Annotated in this window: 20 protein-coding genes; 11 read left to right on the forward strand and 9 right to left on the reverse strand. The window is 74.2% G+C overall.

What is annotated here, in order from left to right; translation table 11 throughout:
• Positions 1 to 27 precede the first annotated feature (27 nt).
• Both ACZ5HG_RS00185 and ACZ5HG_RS00190 read right to left on the reverse strand, forming a co-directional pair.
• On the reverse strand, positions 28 to 918 hold the full coding sequence (locus ACZ5HG_RS00185) for an aldo/keto reductase (RefSeq protein ID WP_464179439.1): 891 nt from the start codon (positions 916 to 918) through the stop codon (positions 28 to 30).
• Between the two features lie 54 nt (positions 919 to 972).
• Complete coding sequence (locus tag ACZ5HG_RS00190) at positions 973 to 1,452, reverse strand: MarR family winged helix-turn-helix transcriptional regulator (RefSeq protein ID WP_464179442.1); 480 nt, start codon at positions 1,450 to 1,452, stop codon at positions 973 to 975.
• A gap of 100 nt (positions 1,453 to 1,552) precedes the next feature.
• Here ACZ5HG_RS00190 and ACZ5HG_RS00195 point away from each other — a divergent pair, with 100 nt between their 5' ends.
• Entirely contained in the window at positions 1,553 to 2,461 is a 909-nt protein-coding gene (locus ACZ5HG_RS00195) for an NADP-dependent oxidoreductase (RefSeq protein WP_464179444.1), read from the forward strand.
• 18 nt (positions 2,462 to 2,479) lie between these two features.
• On the opposite strand, the gene ACZ5HG_RS00200 is transcribed toward ACZ5HG_RS00195, so the two are convergent.
• Both ACZ5HG_RS00200 and ACZ5HG_RS00205 read right to left on the reverse strand, forming a co-directional pair.
• Positions 2,480 to 3,064, reverse strand: a complete 585-nt coding sequence (locus tag ACZ5HG_RS00200) for a TetR/AcrR family transcriptional regulator (RefSeq protein ID WP_464179446.1) — start codon at positions 3,062 to 3,064, stop codon at positions 2,480 to 2,482.
• Positions 3,065 to 3,067: 3 nt separating this feature from the next.
• Entirely contained in the window at positions 3,068 to 3,652 is a 585-nt protein-coding gene (locus ACZ5HG_RS00205) for a sugar O-acetyltransferase (protein ID WP_464179448.1), read from the reverse strand.
• A 64-nt stretch (positions 3,653 to 3,716) separates the two neighbouring features.
• Between ACZ5HG_RS00205 and ACZ5HG_RS00210 the strand changes: the two genes are divergently transcribed.
• From ACZ5HG_RS00210 to ACZ5HG_RS00220, 3 genes are all read left to right on the forward strand, one after another.
• On the forward strand, positions 3,717 to 4,919 hold the full coding sequence (locus tag ACZ5HG_RS00210) for an MFS transporter (protein ID WP_464179450.1): 1,203 nt from the start codon (positions 3,717 to 3,719) through the stop codon (positions 4,917 to 4,919).
• Between the two features lie 146 nt (positions 4,920 to 5,065).
• Positions 5,066 to 6,670, forward strand: a complete 1,605-nt coding sequence (locus ACZ5HG_RS00215; protein WP_464179452.1) for a methyl-accepting chemotaxis protein — start codon at positions 5,066 to 5,068, stop codon at positions 6,668 to 6,670.
• A 141-nt stretch (positions 6,671 to 6,811) separates the two neighbouring features.
• A complete protein-coding gene (locus ACZ5HG_RS00220) occupies positions 6,812 to 7,600 on the forward strand; it encodes an MBL fold metallo-hydrolase (protein WP_464179454.1) in 789 nt (262 codons plus the stop codon).
• 303 nt (positions 7,601 to 7,903) lie between these two features.
• Here ACZ5HG_RS00220 and ACZ5HG_RS00225 read toward each other — a convergent pair whose 3' ends face one another.
• Positions 7,904 to 8,518, reverse strand: coding sequence for a TetR family transcriptional regulator (locus ACZ5HG_RS00225; RefSeq protein WP_464179456.1), 615 nt, complete (start codon positions 8,516 to 8,518; stop codon positions 7,904 to 7,906).
• A 53-nt stretch (positions 8,519 to 8,571) separates the two neighbouring features.
• Between ACZ5HG_RS00225 and ACZ5HG_RS00230 the strand changes: the two genes are divergently transcribed.
• From ACZ5HG_RS00230 to ACZ5HG_RS00255, 6 genes are all read left to right on the forward strand, one after another.
• Positions 8,572 to 9,246, forward strand: a complete 675-nt coding sequence (locus ACZ5HG_RS00230; RefSeq protein WP_464179458.1) for a class II aldolase/adducin family protein — start codon at positions 8,572 to 8,574, stop codon at positions 9,244 to 9,246.
• Entirely contained in the window at positions 9,243 to 10,055 is an 813-nt protein-coding gene (locus tag ACZ5HG_RS00235; protein ID WP_464179460.1) for a phosphotransferase family protein, read from the forward strand. The genes ACZ5HG_RS00230 and ACZ5HG_RS00235 overlap by 4 nt, the downstream gene beginning before the upstream one ends.
• The gene (locus ACZ5HG_RS00240; protein ID WP_464179462.1) at positions 10,052 to 11,677 is read left to right on the forward strand and encodes a glycerol-3-phosphate dehydrogenase/oxidase; all 1,626 of its coding nucleotides are present in this window, start codon (positions 10,052 to 10,054) and stop codon (positions 11,675 to 11,677) included. The genes ACZ5HG_RS00235 and ACZ5HG_RS00240 overlap by 4 nt, the downstream gene beginning before the upstream one ends.
• A gap of 103 nt (positions 11,678 to 11,780) precedes the next feature.
• Positions 11,781 to 12,158, forward strand: a complete 378-nt coding sequence (locus ACZ5HG_RS00245; protein WP_464179464.1) for a hypothetical protein — start codon at positions 11,781 to 11,783, stop codon at positions 12,156 to 12,158.
• A complete protein-coding gene (locus ACZ5HG_RS00250; RefSeq protein ID WP_464179466.1) occupies positions 12,155 to 13,525 on the forward strand; it encodes a putative T7SS-secreted protein in 1,371 nt (456 codons plus the stop codon). Before ACZ5HG_RS00245 ends, ACZ5HG_RS00250 begins: the two co-directional genes overlap by 4 nt.
• Before the next feature lie 8 nt (positions 13,526 to 13,533).
• Positions 13,534 to 13,950 carry a hypothetical protein gene (locus ACZ5HG_RS00255; protein ID WP_464179468.1) on the forward strand — a complete coding sequence of 139 codons (417 nt, stop codon included), beginning with the start codon at positions 13,534 to 13,536 and terminating at the stop codon, positions 13,948 to 13,950.
• Positions 13,951 to 13,955: 5 nt separating this feature from the next.
• Here ACZ5HG_RS00255 and ACZ5HG_RS00260 read toward each other — a convergent pair whose 3' ends face one another.
• From ACZ5HG_RS00260 to ACZ5HG_RS00270, 3 genes are all read right to left on the reverse strand, one after another.
• A complete protein-coding gene (locus tag ACZ5HG_RS00260; RefSeq protein ID WP_464179470.1) occupies positions 13,956 to 14,456 on the reverse strand; it encodes a hypothetical protein in 501 nt (166 codons plus the stop codon).
• A gap of 105 nt (positions 14,457 to 14,561) precedes the next feature.
• A complete protein-coding gene (locus tag ACZ5HG_RS00265) occupies positions 14,562 to 15,074 on the reverse strand; it encodes a hypothetical protein (RefSeq protein ID WP_464179472.1) in 513 nt (170 codons plus the stop codon).
• Between the two features lie 65 nt (positions 15,075 to 15,139).
• On the reverse strand, positions 15,140 to 15,907 hold the full coding sequence (locus ACZ5HG_RS00270; RefSeq protein WP_464179474.1) for a DUF6544 family protein: 768 nt from the start codon (positions 15,905 to 15,907) through the stop codon (positions 15,140 to 15,142).
• A 184-nt stretch (positions 15,908 to 16,091) separates the two neighbouring features.
• Between ACZ5HG_RS00270 and ACZ5HG_RS00275 the strand changes: the two genes are divergently transcribed.
• A complete protein-coding gene (locus ACZ5HG_RS00275) occupies positions 16,092 to 16,940 on the forward strand; it encodes an HAD hydrolase family protein (protein WP_464179476.1) in 849 nt (282 codons plus the stop codon).
• A gap of 103 nt (positions 16,941 to 17,043) precedes the next feature.
• Here the strand turns inward: ACZ5HG_RS00275 and gtfA are convergent, their stop codons facing one another.
• On the reverse strand, positions 17,044 to 18,525 hold the full coding sequence (gene gtfA / locus ACZ5HG_RS00280; protein ID WP_464179478.1) for a sucrose phosphorylase: 1,482 nt from the start codon (positions 18,523 to 18,525) through the stop codon (positions 17,044 to 17,046).
• Positions 18,526 to 18,681 lie beyond the last annotated feature (156 nt).

Genomic DNA, 18,681 nt, shown 5'->3' on the forward strand with positions numbered 1-18,681 from the left:
GGTGGACGACGACCGGCCCGCCGCAGGTCAGGAGTGCGGGGACCAGGCGGAGAAGCCGGGCTGGGGCTCGTCGGGGTCGGGCCCGGAGCGGATGCCGGTGTCCAGCGCGTCGATCCGGGCGAGGTCCTCGGCGGTGAGCGTGAAGTCGAACAGCGCGAGGTTCTCCGCGATCCGCCGGGGGTTGGTCGACTTCGGGATCACCTGGCGGCCCTGCTGGAGGTGCCAGCGGAGCATGACCTGCGCGGGGGTGCGGCCGACCCGGGCGGCGATCTCCCCGATCACCGGGTCGGTCAGGGTGCTCCTGCCGGGGCCGTCGTAGCCGCCGTAGAACGTGATGCCACCGATCGGCGACCACGCCTGGGTGAGGATGCCGTGGGCGTCGTCGGCGGAGCGGGTGGCCTGCTGGGTGAAGTACGGGTGCAGCTCGACCTGGTTGACGGCGGGCACCACGTCGACCTGGGCGAGCAGCCGGTCGAGGGAGGCGGGCGTGAAGTTGCTGACGCCGATCGACCGCACGCCGCCGTCCGCCAGCAGCTTCTCCAGCGCGCGGTAGGCGCCGACGGTGCGGTCGAACTCGTGCACGGCGGGCTGGTGCAGGATCAGCAGGTCGATGGTGTCGAGGCCGAGCTTGCCGGTGGCGAGGTCGAAGGCGTGCAGGGTCTGCTCGTAGCCGTAGTCGCTGACCCAGATCTTGGTCTCGAGGAAGACCTCGTCGCGCGGGATGCCGGAGGCGCGGATCGCGGCGCCGACCTCGCGCTCGTTGCGGTAGGCGGCGGCGGTGTCGACGTGCCGGTAGCCGGTGCTCAGGGCGTGCTCGACGGCGGCGGTGGTCTCGGCCGGCGGGGTCTGGAAGACGCCGAGGCCGACCACGGGGATCGTGACCCCGTTGTTCAGGGTGTACGTGGGGATGGTGCTCATGCGGACAGCACACACCCGCGTCGGGGCGCGTGACAGGGTCTGCCAGTGCCTGCCTCAGCCGTGGGCGGCCAGGCACTCCGGCTTGACCTGCCCGAGGATCGTCGCGGCGATCTGCTCCAGGTGGTGCACCTGATCCGGGCCGAGCCGGTCGAGCACGAGCTCGCGGACCGCGGTGCCGTAGGCGTCGGCGGTGCCGGCGACGGTGGCGACGCCCTGCTCGGTCAGGCGCGCGAGCGTGTAGCGGCCGTCCTGGGGGTCGGGGGAGCGGGCGACCATGCCGCGCTTCTCCAGGCGGGTGACGATCCGGGTGAGGTGCGAGGGCGTGACCGAGGCGGTGTCGGCGAGGCGGGACATGTGCAGGGCGCCGTCCTCGGTGCGGGAGAGCCAGAGCAGCACCTGGTACTCGACGTGGCTGACGTCGGCGATCGCGGCGAGGCGCACATCGAGGGCGGCGGGCAGCCAGGTCATCACGCCGACCAGCAGCGCCCAGGCGCGGTCCTCGTCGTGGCGCAGGGCGGCGTCGGGCTCGGTCACGCGCACAGCGTACGTCACTTGACACGGAAAGTACCCCGACCTAGCGTGACTTTCCGCCGCAAGCATCTGCGGCGACCCCCGTCCCGGAAGAGGCACCACCATGCGCGCAGCGCGCTATCACGAGTACGGCGACCCGCAGGTCCTGCGCATCGAGGAGATCCCGGAGCCGCACGCCCCCGGCGGCGCGATCCGTATCCGCGTGCTCGCGGCCAGCGTCAACCCGGTCGACTGGAAGCTGCGCGCCGGCTACGCCCGCCAGGTCATGCCGCTCGACCTGCCGGTGACCCCGGGCCGCGACGCCGCGGGCATCGTGGACGAGGTGGGCGAGGGTGTCACCGGCGTGGTCGTGGGCGACCTGGTGTTCGGCCTCGGCGGGCTCGCCGACACCACCGCCGAGCATGCCGTGCTCACCGCGTGGGCACCGGTGCCGCAGGGGTGGACCCCGGAGCAGGGAGCCTCCGCCGGGCTGGCCTCGGCCACCGCGATCCTCGGGCTGGAGCCGCTGGGCGACCTCGCCGGGAAGACGCTGCTGATCGAGGGTGCGGCCGGGGCGGTGGGCAGCGCGGCCGCCGTGGTCGCCGTCGCCGCCGGGGCCCGCGTGATCGGCACCGCCGGGGAGCGCAACCACGACTTCCTCACCGGGATCGGCGTGGCGCCGACCACCTACGGCGAGGGCCTGGCCGAGCGGGTCGCCGCGCTGGCGCCGGAGGGCGTGGACGTCGCGCTCGACACCGCCGCGTCGGGGTCGCTGGCCGACCTGGTGGCGATCGTCGGCTCGGTCGACCGCGTGACCACCGTTGCGGACGCCCCCGGTGCCGCCGCCCTCGGGGTGCGGCACGTGTACGCGGAGAACCGCTCCGACCTGCTGGAGCGTGCCGCCGCGCTGGGCGCCGCCGGCGCCTATCAGCCCCGGGTGGACCGGGTGCTGCCGCTGGAGGAGGTCGCGCAGGCGCACGCCCTCGCGCAGGGCGGCGGGCTGAGTGGGAAGGTCGTCGTCACGCTGGTCTGACGCCGGACCGGCGGCGGATCAGTCCGTGCGGGTGATCCGCCGCACCGCCGTCTCCACGTCCGCGTCCACCGGGGCGGCGGTGTCCAGGGCGCGGTGGATCGACAGCCCCTCGATCAGCGCGTCGACGATCCGTGCGGTGGCGGGGTCGAAGACGCGCTCCAGGGCCGCCCGGCTGCGGCGCATCCAGGCGTTGGTCAGCTCGCGGTAGCGCGGGTCGCGGGCGGCGAGGGTGTAGAGCTCGTGGGTGAGCACGAGCTCGTCGGCGTCGGGGTGGGTGTCCGTGGTGATCAGGGCGATCACCGCGCGGACACCCGCCTCGGGGTCGTCGGCGGGGATCTCGGCCAGGCGTGCGGCCCACCGGTCGCTGACCCGGGTGGCGAAGCGGGTGAACGCCTCGCGCAGCAGCTCCTCGCGGCCGGTGAAGTGGTACGTCATCGAGCCCAGCGGCACGTCGGCGGCCTCGGCGACCCGGCGCAGCGAGGTGCCGTCGACGCCGTGGGCGGCGATCACGCCGATGCAGACGTCGATGATCCGGTCCCGGCGGCCGGGGTCGCTGCGGCGGGTGCGCGGTGCGGGGGGTGCGGCCGGTGCGGTGCGGGGCATGGGTCAGATGATCTCGCGGATCACCCGGGCGGGGTTGCCGACAGCCACGACGTTCGCCGGGATGTCGCGCGTGACGACCGATCCGGCGCCGATCACGGAGTTCTCGCCGATGGTGACGCCGGGGCAGACGATCACGCCGCCGCCGAGCCAGACGTTGTCGCCGATGGTGATCGGCTGGGCGGCCTCGAGCTTGTCCCGGCGGGGCTGCGGGTCGACCGGGTGGGTCGGGGTGAGCAGCTGCACGTTCGGGCCGATCTGGCAGTCCTCGCCGATGGTGATGGCCGCGACGTCGAGGGCGGTGAGGTGGTAGTTGACGAAGGTGCGGGCGCCGATCCGGATGTTCTCGCCGTAGTCGACGAACAGCGGCGGCTTGACGTGGGCGTCCGCGCCGAGGTCACCGAGCAGGTCGGCCAGGATCGGGCGCGCGGCGGCGGGGTCGTCGCGGTAGGTGGTCTCGTAGTCGTGGATGAGGCGGACGCCGCGCTGGGCGAGGCGTTCACTCTCCGGGTCGTCGGCGATGTAGAGGTCGCCGGCCAGCATGCGCTCGCGGTTGCTGCGGGGGTCTCCGGCGAAGTAGTCGGTCGTCATGCGGCGAGGGTAGTTCTTGCGTACGAACGTACACAAGAGTCGGATCGGATGTACGTTCGTACGCATGGCGGATCTGACGTGGCGCCGACGGCGGGTCGCGAACACCGGGCTGTTCGTGCTGACCGGCCTCGCGATGGCGCTGTGGGTGGTGAACATCCCGGCGGTCCAGCAGCGGACCGGGGTGTCCACCGGCACGCTCGGGCTGATGCTGCTGCTGCTCGGCACCGGCTCGGTGCTCGGGATGCAGGCGGCGGGGTGGATCACCGATCGGTACGGCAGCCGACGGGTGGCCGGGCTGGCGGTGGCGGTGATCGCGGTGGCGATCGTGCTGCCGGCGCTCGCCACCGAGGCGTGGCACCTCGCGCTCGCGCTGCCGCTGCTGGGCGTCGGCACGGGATCGATCACCGTGGCGGCGAACGACCAGGCGGTGACGATCCAGGACGCCTACGGCCGGCCGGTCATGGCCGCGTTCCACGGGTTCTTCTCGATCGCGGGGGCGCTGGGCGCGGGCCTCGGCGCGGTGCTGCACGCGGTGGACGCGCCGCTGCTGGTGGCGCTGGGCACCGCCTCGGTCGCGGCGGCGGCGATCGGTGCGGTGAGCGTGCCCGGGCTGATCGGTCCGGACGTCATCGCAGGGACCGCCGACGCCCCCGAGCCGGTCGCGACGACCGGCGTGGAGGAGGGGTCGATCCTCGGGCCCGCGGTCGCGCTGGCGAGCCTGGCGTTCCTGCTCAACCTGGCCGAGGGCACCGCCACCGACTGGAGCGCCCTGCACGCGGTGGAGCACCTGGGGGTCAGCCAGTCCGTCGCCTCGCTCGCCTACGGGGCGTTCGCCGCCGCGATGACGGTCGGGCGGCTGACGGTCGACCGGGTGGTCGCGCGGGTCGGCCCGGTGGTCGTGGTGCGGGCGGGGTCCGCGCTGGCGACCGTGGGGATCGCGGCGGTGGTGCTGGCGCCGACGTTCCCGCTGGCGATCACCGGGTGGGTGGTGTTCGGGCTCGGGATCTCCGGGATCGTGCCGCAGCTGTTCACCGCCGCCGGTGCGCTGTCGGTCGCCCGGCGCGGGACCGTGCTGTCCCGGGTGGTGGGTGTCGGGTACGCCGGGATGCTCGCCGGCCCGGCGGTGGTCGGCTGGGTGGCGGACGCGGTCGGCCTGGACCGGGCGCTGCTCACCACCGCGCTGTGCTGCGTGGCGGGGGTGCTGCTGGCCGGGTTCGTGCGGCCGCGCGTCCCCGCTGCCCGGATCCCGACGACCACGGGCCGTTGAGCAGGACGAACGTCCGATACCCCGGGTATTTCACGCTGGCGGGTGATCAACGGGTCTCGGGGCCGACCGATGGGGTGGGTGAAGACCCCACCCCGTAGGCCGGTCGCCGACGTGTGCCCGGATGCGGCTCACCCGTCAGGAGCACCATGAGCCACCCGTCCGACGTCTCCCCGCCGCGCCGCCGCGGCCTCCGCCTCACGATCGCCGGGAAGGTGCTCGGCCTGCTCGTGGCGTCCGGGCTGGTCGGTGTGGTCGTGGTCGCCGCCGCCGCGCTCGGCCTGACCCAGCTCCGCGAGGACGTCGACCGGACCAGCGCGAGCGTGGTGCAGCTCGGCCAGGTGAGCGACCTGTCCCGGGCGTTCCAGGCCGGACGCGCGCGGATGGTCGAGTACGCCGCGGCCTCCGACGAGGTGCGCGCCGACCTGCGCGAGCAGCTCGACGACTACGTGGCGACGATCGAGGAGCAGCAGGCGGCCTACGACTCCTCGGCGGCCGACCGTCAGGCGTGGACGTCCTTCGACGCCGCCTGGGACACCATGGTCGACATCGCCGAGAACGACCTGTTCCCGCTGGCGGACTCCGGTGACGTGACCGGCGCTGCCGCGCTGTACCGGGCGGAGATCCTGCCGCAGACCACGATCGCTGCCGACGCCATCGCCGCGGAGAACACCGCGGTCGCGGCGACGGCGGACGCGGACTCGGCGGCGGCCGCCTCGACGGTGACGCAGACGCTGATCACGGTGGTCGTGGTGCTGCTGGTCGGGCTCGCGGTCGTCGTGGTGGTCGGCCTGGTCGTCTCCCGTCGGCTGGCGCGGGACGCCGGGCGGGTGCGGGACGCGCTCGACGCGATGGCCGCCGGCGACCTCACCGTCGCCGCCCACGTCACCAGCAGCGACGAGCTCGGCGACATGGCCCGCGCGATGGACCGCGCGCAGGGCAGCCTGCGCGAGGTGATCTCCGGCGTGGTCGAGACCGCGCAGACCGTGGCCTCGGCGGCGGAGGAGCTGTCGGCAGCGTCCACGCAGGTGGTGGCGGGGTCGGACGAGACGTCGGCGCAGGCGGGGGTGGTGGCTGCTGCGGCGGAGCAGGTGTCGCGGAACGTGCAGACGGTGGCGGCGGGTGCGGAGCAGATGGGGGCGAGCATCCGGGAGATCGCGCAGAACGCGTCCTCGGCGGCGAAGGTCGCCGGTCAGGCCACCGAGGCCGCGGCGGTGACGAACGATCAGGTGGCGCGGCTGGGGGCGTCGAGCCTGGAGATCGGGAACGTGGTGAAGGTGATCACCTCGATCGCGGAGCAGACGAACCTGCTGGCGCTCAACGCCACGATCGAGGCCGCCCGTGCCGGTGAGGCGGGCAAGGGGTTCGCCGTGGTGGCCGGCGAGGTCAAGGAGCTGGCGTCGGAGACGGCGAAGGCGACGGAGGACATCGCGCGTCGGGTGGAGGCGATCCAGGCGGACACCACCGGTGCCGTCGGGGCGATCGGGGAGATCTCGGCGATCATCGCGTCGATCAACGACTACCAGCTCACGATCGCGTCCGCGGTGGAGGAGCAGACGGCGACCACGACGGAGATGTCGCGGTCGGTGGCGGAGGCGGCGACCGGGTCGGGGGAGATCGCGAACAACATCACCGGCGTCGCCTCCGCCGCGGCCACGTCCTCGCGGACCCTCGGGCAGATGGGCGACTCGATCGGCGAGCTCGCGCGCACCTCGGAGGACCTGCGCGCGCGGGTGTCCCGCTTCACGTACTGATCGGGTCCCGCGGGGCTGCGTCGTCGAGCTCCCCGGGGCGCGACCGACGCGCCCCGGGGAGGAGGGGGTGACGTGACGGTGCTGATCGCCGGAGGTCGCTGCCGAGCAGGACCGGCTCGAGGTTCACCTAACCTGGGGATCGTGCGCCCGATCGCCGACCGACCGCTGATCGAGGTCGCCGACGGCGTGCACGTCGCGACCTCGGCGGTCTACGCGACCACCTCGACGGTGCTGCTCGGCGACGGCGGGCGCTGCCTGGTGGTCGACCCCGCGGTGACGGCGGCCGAGGTGGCCGGGCTGTCGGCCACCCTGCGTCGCCGGGGGTGGCGGCCGGTGGCGGTGTGGTCCACGCACCCGCACTGGGACCACCTGCTCGACGGGCCGGGGCTGGACGGTCTGCCGCGCTGGGCGGGGTCCGCGCCGAGCGCGGGCTGGCGGGAGCGCGCGGAGGCGCAGCGGGACGCGGACCCGGAGGCGGCGGGTGCGGGGGCGGCGCTCGCGAGCGTCACGACGATCGCGCCGGTGCCGTTCCCGGGCGCGGCCGCGGGCGGCGACGTCCTGGACTGGGACGGCCCCGAGGTCCGGGTGCTGACCCACGACGCGCACTGCGCCGGGAGCAGCGTGCTCGCGGCGGTCGACGCGGGGGTGCTGGTCGCGGGGGACCTGCTGTCCGACGTGGAGGTGCCGCTGCTGGACGGCCCGGTGGACGGGTACCGGGCGGTGCTGGACAGGATCGGCGGGTGGGCGGGCCGGTACGGGCTGGGCGTGGTGGTGCCGGGGCACGGGTCGATCGGTGACCTGGTGACGAGGCTGGCGGCGGACCGGGCCTACCTGGACGGGCTGGGTGACCCGGAGCCGACGGACCCTCGGCTGGGCGTCGACGCCCCGGCGTGGCTGCGGGCGGCCGACCGGGAGCAGCGCGGGGTCTGACCGGCAGCACCGCGTTCCGGTCGCGGCGTCACCGGACCCGTGCCAGAGTGCGGTCGTCCGGGTGCAGCAGGCCGCCCGGCGGCGGTGGAGCGATGCTCCCGCTGCCGAGATCGTCGTCCGAGGAAGGACCACGGTGGCCGCACCACGACGAGGGGTCCACGACCCCGCTCCGGGCTGACGTCCGACGACGTCCCGGGTACGCCAGAGGTCCCGCGGGGAGGACCTGTGCCCGGGTGGGCGGCGCGGTGAGACACCGCGCCGCCCGGGCGGCTCGTCCGACGGGGGTGGGCGGGCGAGCCGCCGTCAGCCCGCGAGGTACCGCCGCACCAGGAGCCGCAGCTCGTCCAGCAGGGCCGCGCGCTCGGGCTCCGGCGCCGCGAACGCCTCGTGCAGCACCGCGTCGGCGGCCACGAAGGCGACGGTGGCGACCGGTCGGCCGCTGTCGACGTCGGTGGTCATGCCCAGGGCCCCGGCGAGCTCGGTGAGGCCGGCGGCCATCTGCTGCTTGTGCGCGCGGCTCGCGTCGGCGAGCGCGGGGTCGTCGGCGGAGAGTCGCAGCGAGCGGGCGGACTCCTCCTCGCGGTAGACCTGCACGACCGCGTCGATCAGCCGGTCCACCGGGTCGCCGTCGGCGGCGGGCGCCTGCCGGGCGGCGGTGATCGCCTCGGTCAGCAGGGCCTCGAGCCGGGCGTGGTAGCGCCAGACCAGGGCGGCGACGATGGCCTCGCGGTCGGGCAGGTACTGGTGCAGGGCGCCGACGCTGACCTCGGCGCGGGTGGCGACCTGGGTCAGGGTGATGCCGGCGACGCCCTGCTCGCGCACGATCGCGTCCGCGGCGGCCAGCGCCCGGGCGACCTTGTCCCGTGAGCGGTCCTGCGTCGGGGAGCGGCGCAGCGGGACGTCCTGCCAGACGGTCATCGATCCTCGAATCAGACTTGACTTTGGTTTGGTCTGCACCCAGATTACTCGTCATGACGATGACGTCGACCTTGCAGGACCTGCGCGCCGCGGTCGCCGAGGCCTCGCGAGGGCTGGCCGCCGCCGGTCTGGTGGTGGGGACCGCCGGCAACGTGAGCGCCCGGCTGGACGACCTGGTCGCGCTGACCGCCACCGGATCCATCCTCGCCACCGCCACCGTCGACGAGGTCACCGTGGTCGACCTGGACGGTCACGTGGTCGTGGGCGACCTGGAGCCGACCTCCGAGAGCGGCCTGCACCTGGGGATCTACCGCGCGGCGCCACCCGGGCAGGTCGGGTCGGTGGTGCACACCCACTCGCGGATGGCTACCACGCTCGGGCTGCTGGTGGACGAGGTGCCGGTGCTGCACTACACGCAGCTGCTGCTCGGCGGCACGCTGCGGGTCGCGCCCTTCCACACCTTCGGCAGCCCCGCGCTGGCGCAGGCGGTCGGGGCGGCGCTGGACGGACGGCTCGCCGCGCTGATGGCCAACCACGGCGTCGTCGCGCTCGGCGCGGACCTGCCGGCGGCCGTGCGCAACGCCGAGCTGACCGAGTGGCTGTGCGACCTGCACTGGCGGGCGCTCGCGGTCGGGCAGCCCCGGGCGCTGACGCCGGAGCAGCAGCAGGGCGTGATCGAGGCGGCCACCGCGCTCAGGTACGGCACCACCCGGCCGGTGCAGCGGTGAGCGCCCCCGCCGGCGCCCTGCTCGGCCACGGGCGCACCTCCGAGGTCTACGCCTACGGCGCGGGCACCGCGATCAAGGTGTACCCGCCGGACGAGGACCCCGCCGCCATCGCGCAGGAGGCCGCCGCCGCGACGCTGATCCACGCGCTCGGCGTGCCGAGCGTGCAGTGCCTCGGCACCGGTGACCTCGACGGCCGCCCCGGGATCGTCTTCGAGCGGCTGGACGGGCCGAATCTCGCGCGGCAGGCCGAGCAGAACCCGCTGCGGCTCCCGGCGATGTCCCGCGCCCTGGCCGACCTGCACGCCCGGGTGCACGCCGCCCGCACCGACGCGCTGCCCGACGTGCGGGCGCTCGCGGTGCTCATGCTCGACACCCCGCGGCTGCGCACCCTCGACCTCGCCACGCGCGAGCGGCTGCGCGCCTACCTGGAGGGGCTGCCCGACGGGGACAGCGTGCTGCACCTCGACTTCCACCCGCAGAACGTCTTCCAGCACACGGGCGGGCCGGTGGTGATCGACTGGCAGGCCGCCAGCCGGGGCGCGGCCGCCGCCGACGTCGCCATGTCCGTGGTGCTGATGCGGGAGGTCGAGCTGTTCCCGGGCACCCCGCCGCTGATGCTCGCTCTGTACGCGGCCTCGCGCCGGCTGGTGCTGCGGTTCTACCTGGCGCGGTACCTGGCGACCAGCGGGCTCACCCGCGCGGAGGTCGAACGCTGGATCACCTGCGCGCGGATCCTGCGGCTGGGGCTGCTGGACGTGGAGAGCGAGCGCCGGCGGTTCCTGCGCCGGATCGCGGCGGCCGCCCGGTGACCGCCACCCGGCTCGTCCGCTCGACATTCGACGAAGGCGGCACCGTCGACGTGCTGATCGTCGGCGGGGGGATCACCGGGGCCGCGCTCGCCCACGAGGCCACCAGCCGCGGGCTGTCCGTCGCGCTGGTCGAGAAGGGCGACCTCGGCGCGGCCACCTCGGCGGCCACCGGCAAGCTGATCCACGGCGGGCTGCGCTACCTGAAGAAGCTCGAGGTCGGGCTGGTCCGCGAGTCGCTGGCCGAGCGCCGCACGCTGCTGCGGATCGCCCCGAACCTGGTGACCCCGCTGCCGATCGTGCTGCCCGACCCCGGGCTGGTCGAGCACGCCGGGCTGCTGGCGTACGACCTGCTGTCCGCCGACCGCAACCTCGGCTCCGCGCCCGACGCGAGGATCCCCGCGCACCGCCGCCTCGGCCGTGCCGAGCTCGACGCCTACGGCCTGACCGACCTGCGCTCCGGCCTGCTCTACCACGACGCCATGTCGCTCTCCCCGGAGCGGCTGACCCTCGCGTTCCTGCGCTCCGCGGTGGCCGCCGGCGCCCGGATCGCCTCGTACACCCGTGCCGACCGGCTGGTCGTGGAGCGCGGTCGGGTGGTCGGCGCCGAGGTCACCGACCTGGTCTCCGGTTCCCCCGGATCGATCCGGGCACGGGTCACCGTCAACGCCACCGGTCCCTGGGCCCGCGATCTGCTGACCGCCGCGCCGGAGACAGCCGTGCTCGCCGGCCCCGAGCCGGCCGTGCGCTCCGAGGGCATCTACCTGGTGACGCGGGTGCCGAGCGAGGTCATGGTGCTGACCGTGCAGGCCCACGGGCACTTCTCCTTCGCGCCCTGGCGGGGCATGAGCCTGGTCGGGCCCACCGAGACGCCGTACCGCGGACCGGTGGAGGACTGGCGGCTGACCCGGCGCTCGATCGAGGACTTCCTCGCGTCGATCGACACCCGCAACACCGGCGGGATCCGCCTCACGATCGACGACGTCGCCGCGGCCTACGGCGGCCTGCGCCCGCTGACCGAGGCCGCCGGCGTCGACACCTACACGGCCTCCCGCGCCTCCGAGCTGGTCGACCACACCCGCCAGGGCGTCACCGGCCTGGTCACCGCCACCGGCGGCAAGTACACCAACGCCCGCGCCTTCGCCGAGCGGATCGTCGGCCACCTCGCTGACCGCCTCGGCACCACCGTGCGCCGCTCCGCCACCGCCCGCACCCCGCTCGACGGCTGCGGGATCGGCTCCCTGCCCGACGCGGTCGCCGCCGACGCGGCCCGTGCCGTGCGTGACGGCCTGGACCCCGCCACCGCCGGGCTGCTCACCCGCCTCTACGGCACCGAGGCCGGTGTCGTCCTCGACCTCATGCGCCAGGAGCCGCTGCTCCGCCGCCCGGTCACCCCCGACGGCGAGCCGCTGGCCACCGCCGCCTACGCCGCACGGTACGAGGCCCCGGCGCACCTGACCGACGTGCTGCTCCGGCGCACCGGGATCGGGCAGATGGGCGACCCGGGGGACGAGGTGCTGGCGCTCGCGGGCGACGTGGTCGGGGCGGAGCTCGGCTGGGACGCGGCACGCCGGGCGGCCGAGGTGGGCGCGGCGCGGGCGGCGGTGCGGCTGCCGGAGGACTGAGGCGGGTCGCCGGACCCGTTCGGACCCTGTCCGAGGCACCACGCAGATCGACGATCGCCGTGCGTGATCTGCCCTAGGCTCCGCCTCATGCAAGAAGATACGCATGAGTAGCAGTGCGGCGCACGACGGCGACGGTCCGAGGGGTGCGCCGACCGGCGGGACGCTGACGATCACGGGCTACGAGGTCGACATCGACTCGCTGCACCGGACCGGCAACGCCGTGCTCGGGACCGCGGACCGGATGGCGACGCTCGGCGACCAGCGCTCGATGCACCACGCGCACCGCTTCGGCCCCGTGCTGACCGACGCCGCCCAGCGCTGGTCGGACCGCTTCTCCTACCTGCTCGCCGGCCTCGCCGAGGAGGTCGAGCACGCCGGTCACGCGCTGCGCGGCTCCGCCGACGCGTACCGGGAGGTGGACCTGGCAGTGGCCGACCGCGCACGCGCGCTCGCCGGCGGCCTCGACGGGTCGGGCCCGTGACGGCCTCCCTGGCCACCAGCACCGATCCGCTGCTGCTGATCGACGGCTGCCCCGAGTCGCTGCACACCGACGCCGACCACCTCGACCGGCAGTCCCGCGCCCTCGCCGAGCACGCCGCCGACCTGCGCGTCGCGCACCCCGCGCTGTGGACGGGCACCGCCGCCGATGGCTGGACCGCCCGCCGTGCCCAGTACGTCACCGCCGTCGAGACCGTCGGCCAGATCCACGCGATCACCGGCACAGCGCTGCGGCAGCACGCGGACACGATCACCTGGGCGCACGGCCGCGCCGAGGTCGCCGTCCGCCTCTACGCCCAGGGCTGCACGCTGCGGGACGCCGAGGCGCTGACCTGCACGGTCGGTGCGCCACGAGGCGGACGCTCGGTGCAGGGCACCGACGACGCAGGCTCCGGCCACCGCGCACTCGCCGAGGACGTGCTGGCCTCCGCACGTGCACGGGTCGCCACCTCCGCGCAGGCCACCGCCGCCGTGCTCGACGAGCTCGGCGACGGGCTGCCCGACGGGCGCTGGCACCTCGGCGACTTCGGGCGGGGCATCTGGTCGTGGGTCACCGGGATCGCCGCGCTGGCCTGGGACTACAGCGCGGCGCGGTCGCTGATCGACCCCGACGGCGTCGCCGAGGACGCCGCCGCCCTGGTCGACGGGGTCGTCGGCACGTGGGACGGCCTCACCCACGACCCGCTCACCACCGGCGCGGGCCTGCTCCAGACCGACCTGCTCCGCGACCGGCCCGGTGAGTGGTGGGGGCAGGCGGCGCCGGACCTCGCGATCAGCGCCGTCAGCGGGGGCGCGGGATGGGCGGCGCGCGGGCTGCGGAGCGTGCGGCTGGCGGAGGACCTCGGCGCGGCCGGCGGGGCGGGGCGGCGGCTGTACGCGGCGGGGTCGCGGTGGTGGGACCCGACGGTGCGGGCGCGGTGGCTGGACGACCTCCAGTCGAACCTGGCGAACCGGCAGCACGTCGGTAGCCGGGCGCCCTGGGCGGTGCATCAGCGGGCGGTGACGGGGACCGACCTGGAGACCCGGCTGACCAGCAGGGACGTGTCCATCTGGGCGGACGATGTCGTCCTCGACCCCGATACGGTCACTGCTGTCGAGGTCAAGTACACGGGGATGCCGGGGAACTCGCCCTACGACGGGACGGCGAGCGCGTTCGGGGAGCGGGTCGTGCTCGCTGAGTTCGACGACGAGATGCGGCGATATGCGGCTGTCATCTCGGACGAGGGCAATCCGGTGTCACGGCTCCGTTTGAGCGCGTCCGACCAGGCCTCGGCAGACTTCCTCGGTGAGCGTGCGCGGTCAGTTCTGGGTCCAGACATCGATCTCGACGTCGTCGTCGACAAGGGATGAGGAGTGAGATGAGTTCCGGGATCATCATCGCGGCAGTGCCGTCAGGTCCGTTGCCGTTGGAGGTCGCTGATCTCGTGCGCGCGGCCACCGATCGCTGGGGTGAGTACGCCACCGTCAAGAACAGCCCGTTGGCCTCACTGGACGCAAACATCTGGCTGGAGATACCGGGTCAGACGTTCTTCCAGATCGACTACACGAAGGACCACTCGGCCATCCGCTGCGACGGTGACGCAGAGCAGCAGGTCGAGGTCGCACTGTGGGTGCGGTCGTTGATCCCCGACGACTTCCCCCGGGTGATCGCGATGGACAACGGCTGGCGCGCACACGTCGAGCTCGTCCCGGGGATGACCGAGGAGCAGTTCAACGCGTCGATCGTCGACCACTCGGTCCCCGGGTGGGACGCCGACGACCCCGACCTGCGCTGACCCGGTCAGGACATCGTGAACGTGTGCGTCCAGATCAGCGAGCCGTCGGCGTTGAGGTAGGTGTAGACCACCGACGGCTCCGTGATGCCGGCGGCCTGCATGGTGCCGAACACCTGCGTGTCGCAGAGGGTCTGGAGCGTGGGGATCATCGTCTCGAGGCCGGCGGCGGCAGCGGTGGGGTCGAGCGTCTCGGCGTAGGTGTAGCCGAACTCGACGCCGCCGGGGTGGATCGCGGTGATGGTGGCGCCCGAGTACATGCCGGGGTTGGTCTCGAGGATCGCCGGGATGTACGCCTGCTGATCCGCGACGAACGCGTCCAGCGCGGCCGACGTGTCCTCGCCCGTCACCTCCGGCTCGGTCTCGGCGGTGCTCGGGGCCTGCGAGACGGTCGACTCCGGGGCGCTCGGGGCGGGGGTCCGGGTGTCGGAGGAGTCGCTCGCGGGGGAGCAGCCGAACAGGACGAGGGTCGTCCCGACGACGACCAGACCTCTGCGCCACGTGGTCACGGTGATGATCCTCTCGCTCAGGTGGTGCCTGGGAGAGGCACAGGATCCATGTCTACCGTGACCGGCACCGGCGCCGTGCACATCCTGCGCTTCACGCAGCGCGGATCACCCGTGCGCCAGCAGCTCCAGCCCGATCACCGCGACCCCGAGCGCCGCCTCGGCGCCGAGCACGACCACCCGCTGCCACACCGGCATCCGCACCCGCCGCACGGCGAGGTAGCCGATCACCACCAGCGAGGCGATCAGCGCGATCGTGGCGGCACGCAGCGCGCGGTCCAACGGCCACGCCTCGGCGGCGGCCAGCCCGAGGAACAGCAGCGGCAGCGGCAGCACGCCGAACGCCCCGACGCTCACGCCGATCATGTGCCGCAGCTCGGCCCGGGTCGGCATCGCCTGGTGCGCGGCCAGGTGGGAGACGAAGTCGGCGACCAGCACCGCGAGCAGGGTCCCGCTCACCGCGATGAGCAGCGTGACGACGGCCTCGCGGGGGGTGGTGCTCTCGGCGTGGGAGCGCAGGGCGAGCACGACGGCGAGGGCGGTGAAGGTGATGTAGACGCGCTCCTTCAGTCGCTCCGCGCGCTCGTCGGCGGTGAGGCTGCTGTCACGGGACCGGGCCATCGGGGACTCCCTCCTCGGGCGCCGCGGGTGCGGTCGCTGTGATCGAGGATGCGCCCGGTGGGCGGTCAGCGGGTGGAGGCCGCGTCGATCTCCGCCTCGAAGGACACGACCACGTCGCCGTCGACCCGCCACCCGGCGCTGAACCGCGCCGGCAGGCGGATGCCGTCGTGCTCGCGGTCCCCGTCGCAGCGCACCACGAACTCGTGCAGCGCCGGGCCGCGGCCGGCGGGGTCGCCCCAGCGCAGCAGGCGCACGGAACGGACGGTCCCGGCCTCGTCGACATCGATCGTCACTGCGTGCTCGGTGTCGTCCACGGTCACGTGCGCGATCGCCCGGTCGTCGTCCACCGCCTCCCACCGCACGCACGGGTCGAGCGCGCCGCCCGGGGTGAGCACGATCTCGGCAGCGAGGCGGCCGGCGGCGCTGCGGCGCACGTCGTCGTCCTCCGCGGACATCACCGGGATCACGCCGACCAGCCGCCAGCGCATCTCGCCCACGTGGTCCGCGCAACGGTCGTAGCCGAGCACGGGGACCGGGCCGAAGCGCGCGGTCGCGGCCCACACGTAGCCGCGCCCGGCGGTGATCACCTGGCGTGCGGTGAACGACCGCCACGCGCCGATCAGGATCCGGCCGTGCATGGCGAGCAGCGTGGTCGCTGCGGCGGGACGGTCGGCGGCGACCGCGCGGGTCAGCCATCGGCGTGCCGGCGCCGGCAGGGCCGCGAGGGCGGCGGGGTCGAGCGGGGCGCGTGCCGGGTCGCCGGCGGCGAGGGCGTGCCAGGTGGGCGAGACGCGGCGGGCGGTGCGTGGGGGCGCGGCGAGGTCGGCGCTCATCGGAGATCCTTCCGGCGGACTCCGTCGACCGTAGCGTCGGCGCAGGTCAGTGGGCGTGGGCCGGTGGTCCCAGCCGACGGCCTCCGCCGGGACGTGCTCGTCCGGGGTGCGCCGGCTCGACCGCGGTGCGCCGGTACCACGGGCGGCGGAGCCGGGGCGTCCCCGGATGGGTCAGGATGGACCCGTGACCTCCCAGACCCCCGCCGACCGCCGGATCGTGTTCCTCGACGTGGACGGCACGTACGCCGACCGGGGGGTCGTCCCTCCCGAGCACGTCGACGCGGTGCGGGCGGCGCGGGCCGCGGGCCACCGGGTGCTGCTGTGCACGGGTCGGCCGAAGGCGATGCTGCCGGAGCGGATCCTGGCGGCGGGTTTCGACGGGGTGGTCGCGTCGGCGGGCGCCTACGTGGAGATCGACGGCGAGGTGCTGTCCGACCTGCGCTTCCCCACGGACCTCGCGGATCGTGCCGTGGCGGTGCTGGACACGCACGACGCGGCGTTCATCCTGGAGGCACCGGAGCTGCTGTACGGGCGGCCCGGTGTGCAGGCACGGCTGGCGGAGATCCTGGCCGGCCACCTGCGGGACAGCGACGAGGACGCCGCGCACGAGGGGCCGGTGGACATCATGGCGGCGCTGACCACGCCGGACAGCCTGTCGGGGTGCTCCTTCGCGAAGATCACCTACTTCGGGTCCGCCGAGTCGTGGACGGTGCTGGCCGAGGAGATCGGCGACGAGGTGTTCATCCTGCCGAGCTCGATCCCCGGCATGGGGGACTCCTCCGGCGAGATCCACATGACCGGCGTGCACAAGGCGGTCGGCGTGGCCGCCGTGATCGCGCACCTGGGCCTGACCCGGGACGACGTGGTGGCCTTCGGCGACGGGCTGAACGACCTGGAGATGATCGACTTCGCCGGCACCGGCGTCGCGATCGAGGGCGCCGACCCCCGCGTCCTCGCGGTGGCGAACCGCACCGCCCCCACCCCCGCAGCCCTCGGCCTGGTCACAGCCTTCCGCGAGCTCAACCTCATCTAGCGCGCTCCACCACCCCCACGAGGTCGGTGGTTGCGCACGAGGTCGGTGGTTCTGCGCCGCATGAATGCGCCTGAACCACCGACCTCGTCGGGTGAGACGGCCCTCAGTACGTGAGCGTCAGCAGATCCTCCACGCGCTCCACGCTCCCGTCCGCCCGGGTGAACTCCACCCCGGCCCGCCCGGCCGCCGCCTCCACGGTCAGCGACGCCCGCGCGTCCCCGTGCGTCCAGGTCAGCACGAGCGTGTCCGCAGCCCCCTCCGGCACCGTGCACTCCCCGTCGAACGCCGGGTGCCGGCTGCGCAGGCGCATCAGCGCGATCAGCGCGCGCACCACCGGGCGCTCCGCCTCGGCGACGATCTCCTCGGGCGTGTAGACGTGCCGGTTGATGTCGCGGCCGACGCCGGTGCGCGCCAGCAGGTCCATGTCGTCCCCGCCGGCCAGCGCGCCGACGTAGTACACCTGGGGGATCCCGGGGGTGAAGAACTGGATCGCCCGGGCGGCGAGGTACGCGGTGTCGTCGGCGCCGAGGGCGTCGTAGTACGTCGCGTTGACCTGGTACAGGTCGAGGTTGGAGGCGGCGGCGCCGGTGGCGAGGCGGCTCTCGCCGCGGGTGCGCTCATGGATCCCCTCGACCAGGGCGTCGATCTGCTCGGGCGTGAGCAGGCCGGGGGCGCCGGTCTCGGCGGAGTCGGGGCCGACGTCGATCACGCCGATGCCGTCGTGGGTGTCGAGCACGGTGATCGCGTTCTGCGGGCGCACGTGCAGCCAGTCGCGCAGCGGCACGACGTCGCCGGCGGTCAGCGCGTGCAGCACCAGCGGGGGCAGCGCGAAGTCGTAGACCCGGTCCACGCGGGCGCCGATCTCGACCTGCTTGCGGTAGTACGAGTGGACCTCGACCAGCACCTCGAGACCCAGGTCACGGGCCCGCGCGGTGAAGGCGTCGATGAACTCGAAGGTCTCCGGCGTCATGAACGAGGTGGTGCCGGGGGTCTTCACGGCGTAGCCGACGGCGTCCAGGCGGATCAGCGTGACCCCCGCGTCGGCGAGGGTGCGCAGCACCTGGTCGAGGTAGGCGTCGCCGGCGGCGGAGCGCACGTCGATGTCGATCTGCTGCGAGGTGAAGGTGGTCCACGCCAGCCGGGTCTCGCCGCCGAGGGTGACCGGGGTGAACGGCAGGCCGGGGCGCGGGCGGTAGATGCCGGTGAGCTCGGCCTCGGTGGCGCCCTCGGGGTACACCGAGGAGAACGTGAGGAACATGCCGGCGTAGGGGGAGTCCGCGCCGCGGGCGATCACGTCGGTGAACTGCGGGGACTGCGCGGAGACGTGGTTGACGATCACGTCGACCACGGTGTCGTGGGTGGTGCCGAGCTCACGGACGTCGTCCCAGGTGCCCAGGCGGGGGTCCACGACGGTGTGGTCGGTGGGGTCGAAGCCGGCGTCGGCGCCGTCGTAGGGGGTAAAGAACGGCAGCAGGTGCACGCCGCCCACCGCGTCCCCGAAGACCTCACGGATGGTGGTGGCGGTCCGGGGCAGCGATCCCCCGAACCGGTCCGCGTAGACGATCAGCTGGACCTGGTTGCGCACGGCGCGTCCTCCTCTGGGCACGGGCCCGCGCACCCGTACCGGCAGGTGGGGTGGACGGCCCTTGTTCATTGTCGCCACCTGGGTCGTCTTTGACACGGCCCACCCGGCGGCACAGAATGCTGAGCGTACATGGAACCGGTTCTGTTTTGGTGACCG

This window comes from Cellulomonas sp. GTC20042 (genome assembly GCF_055389595.1).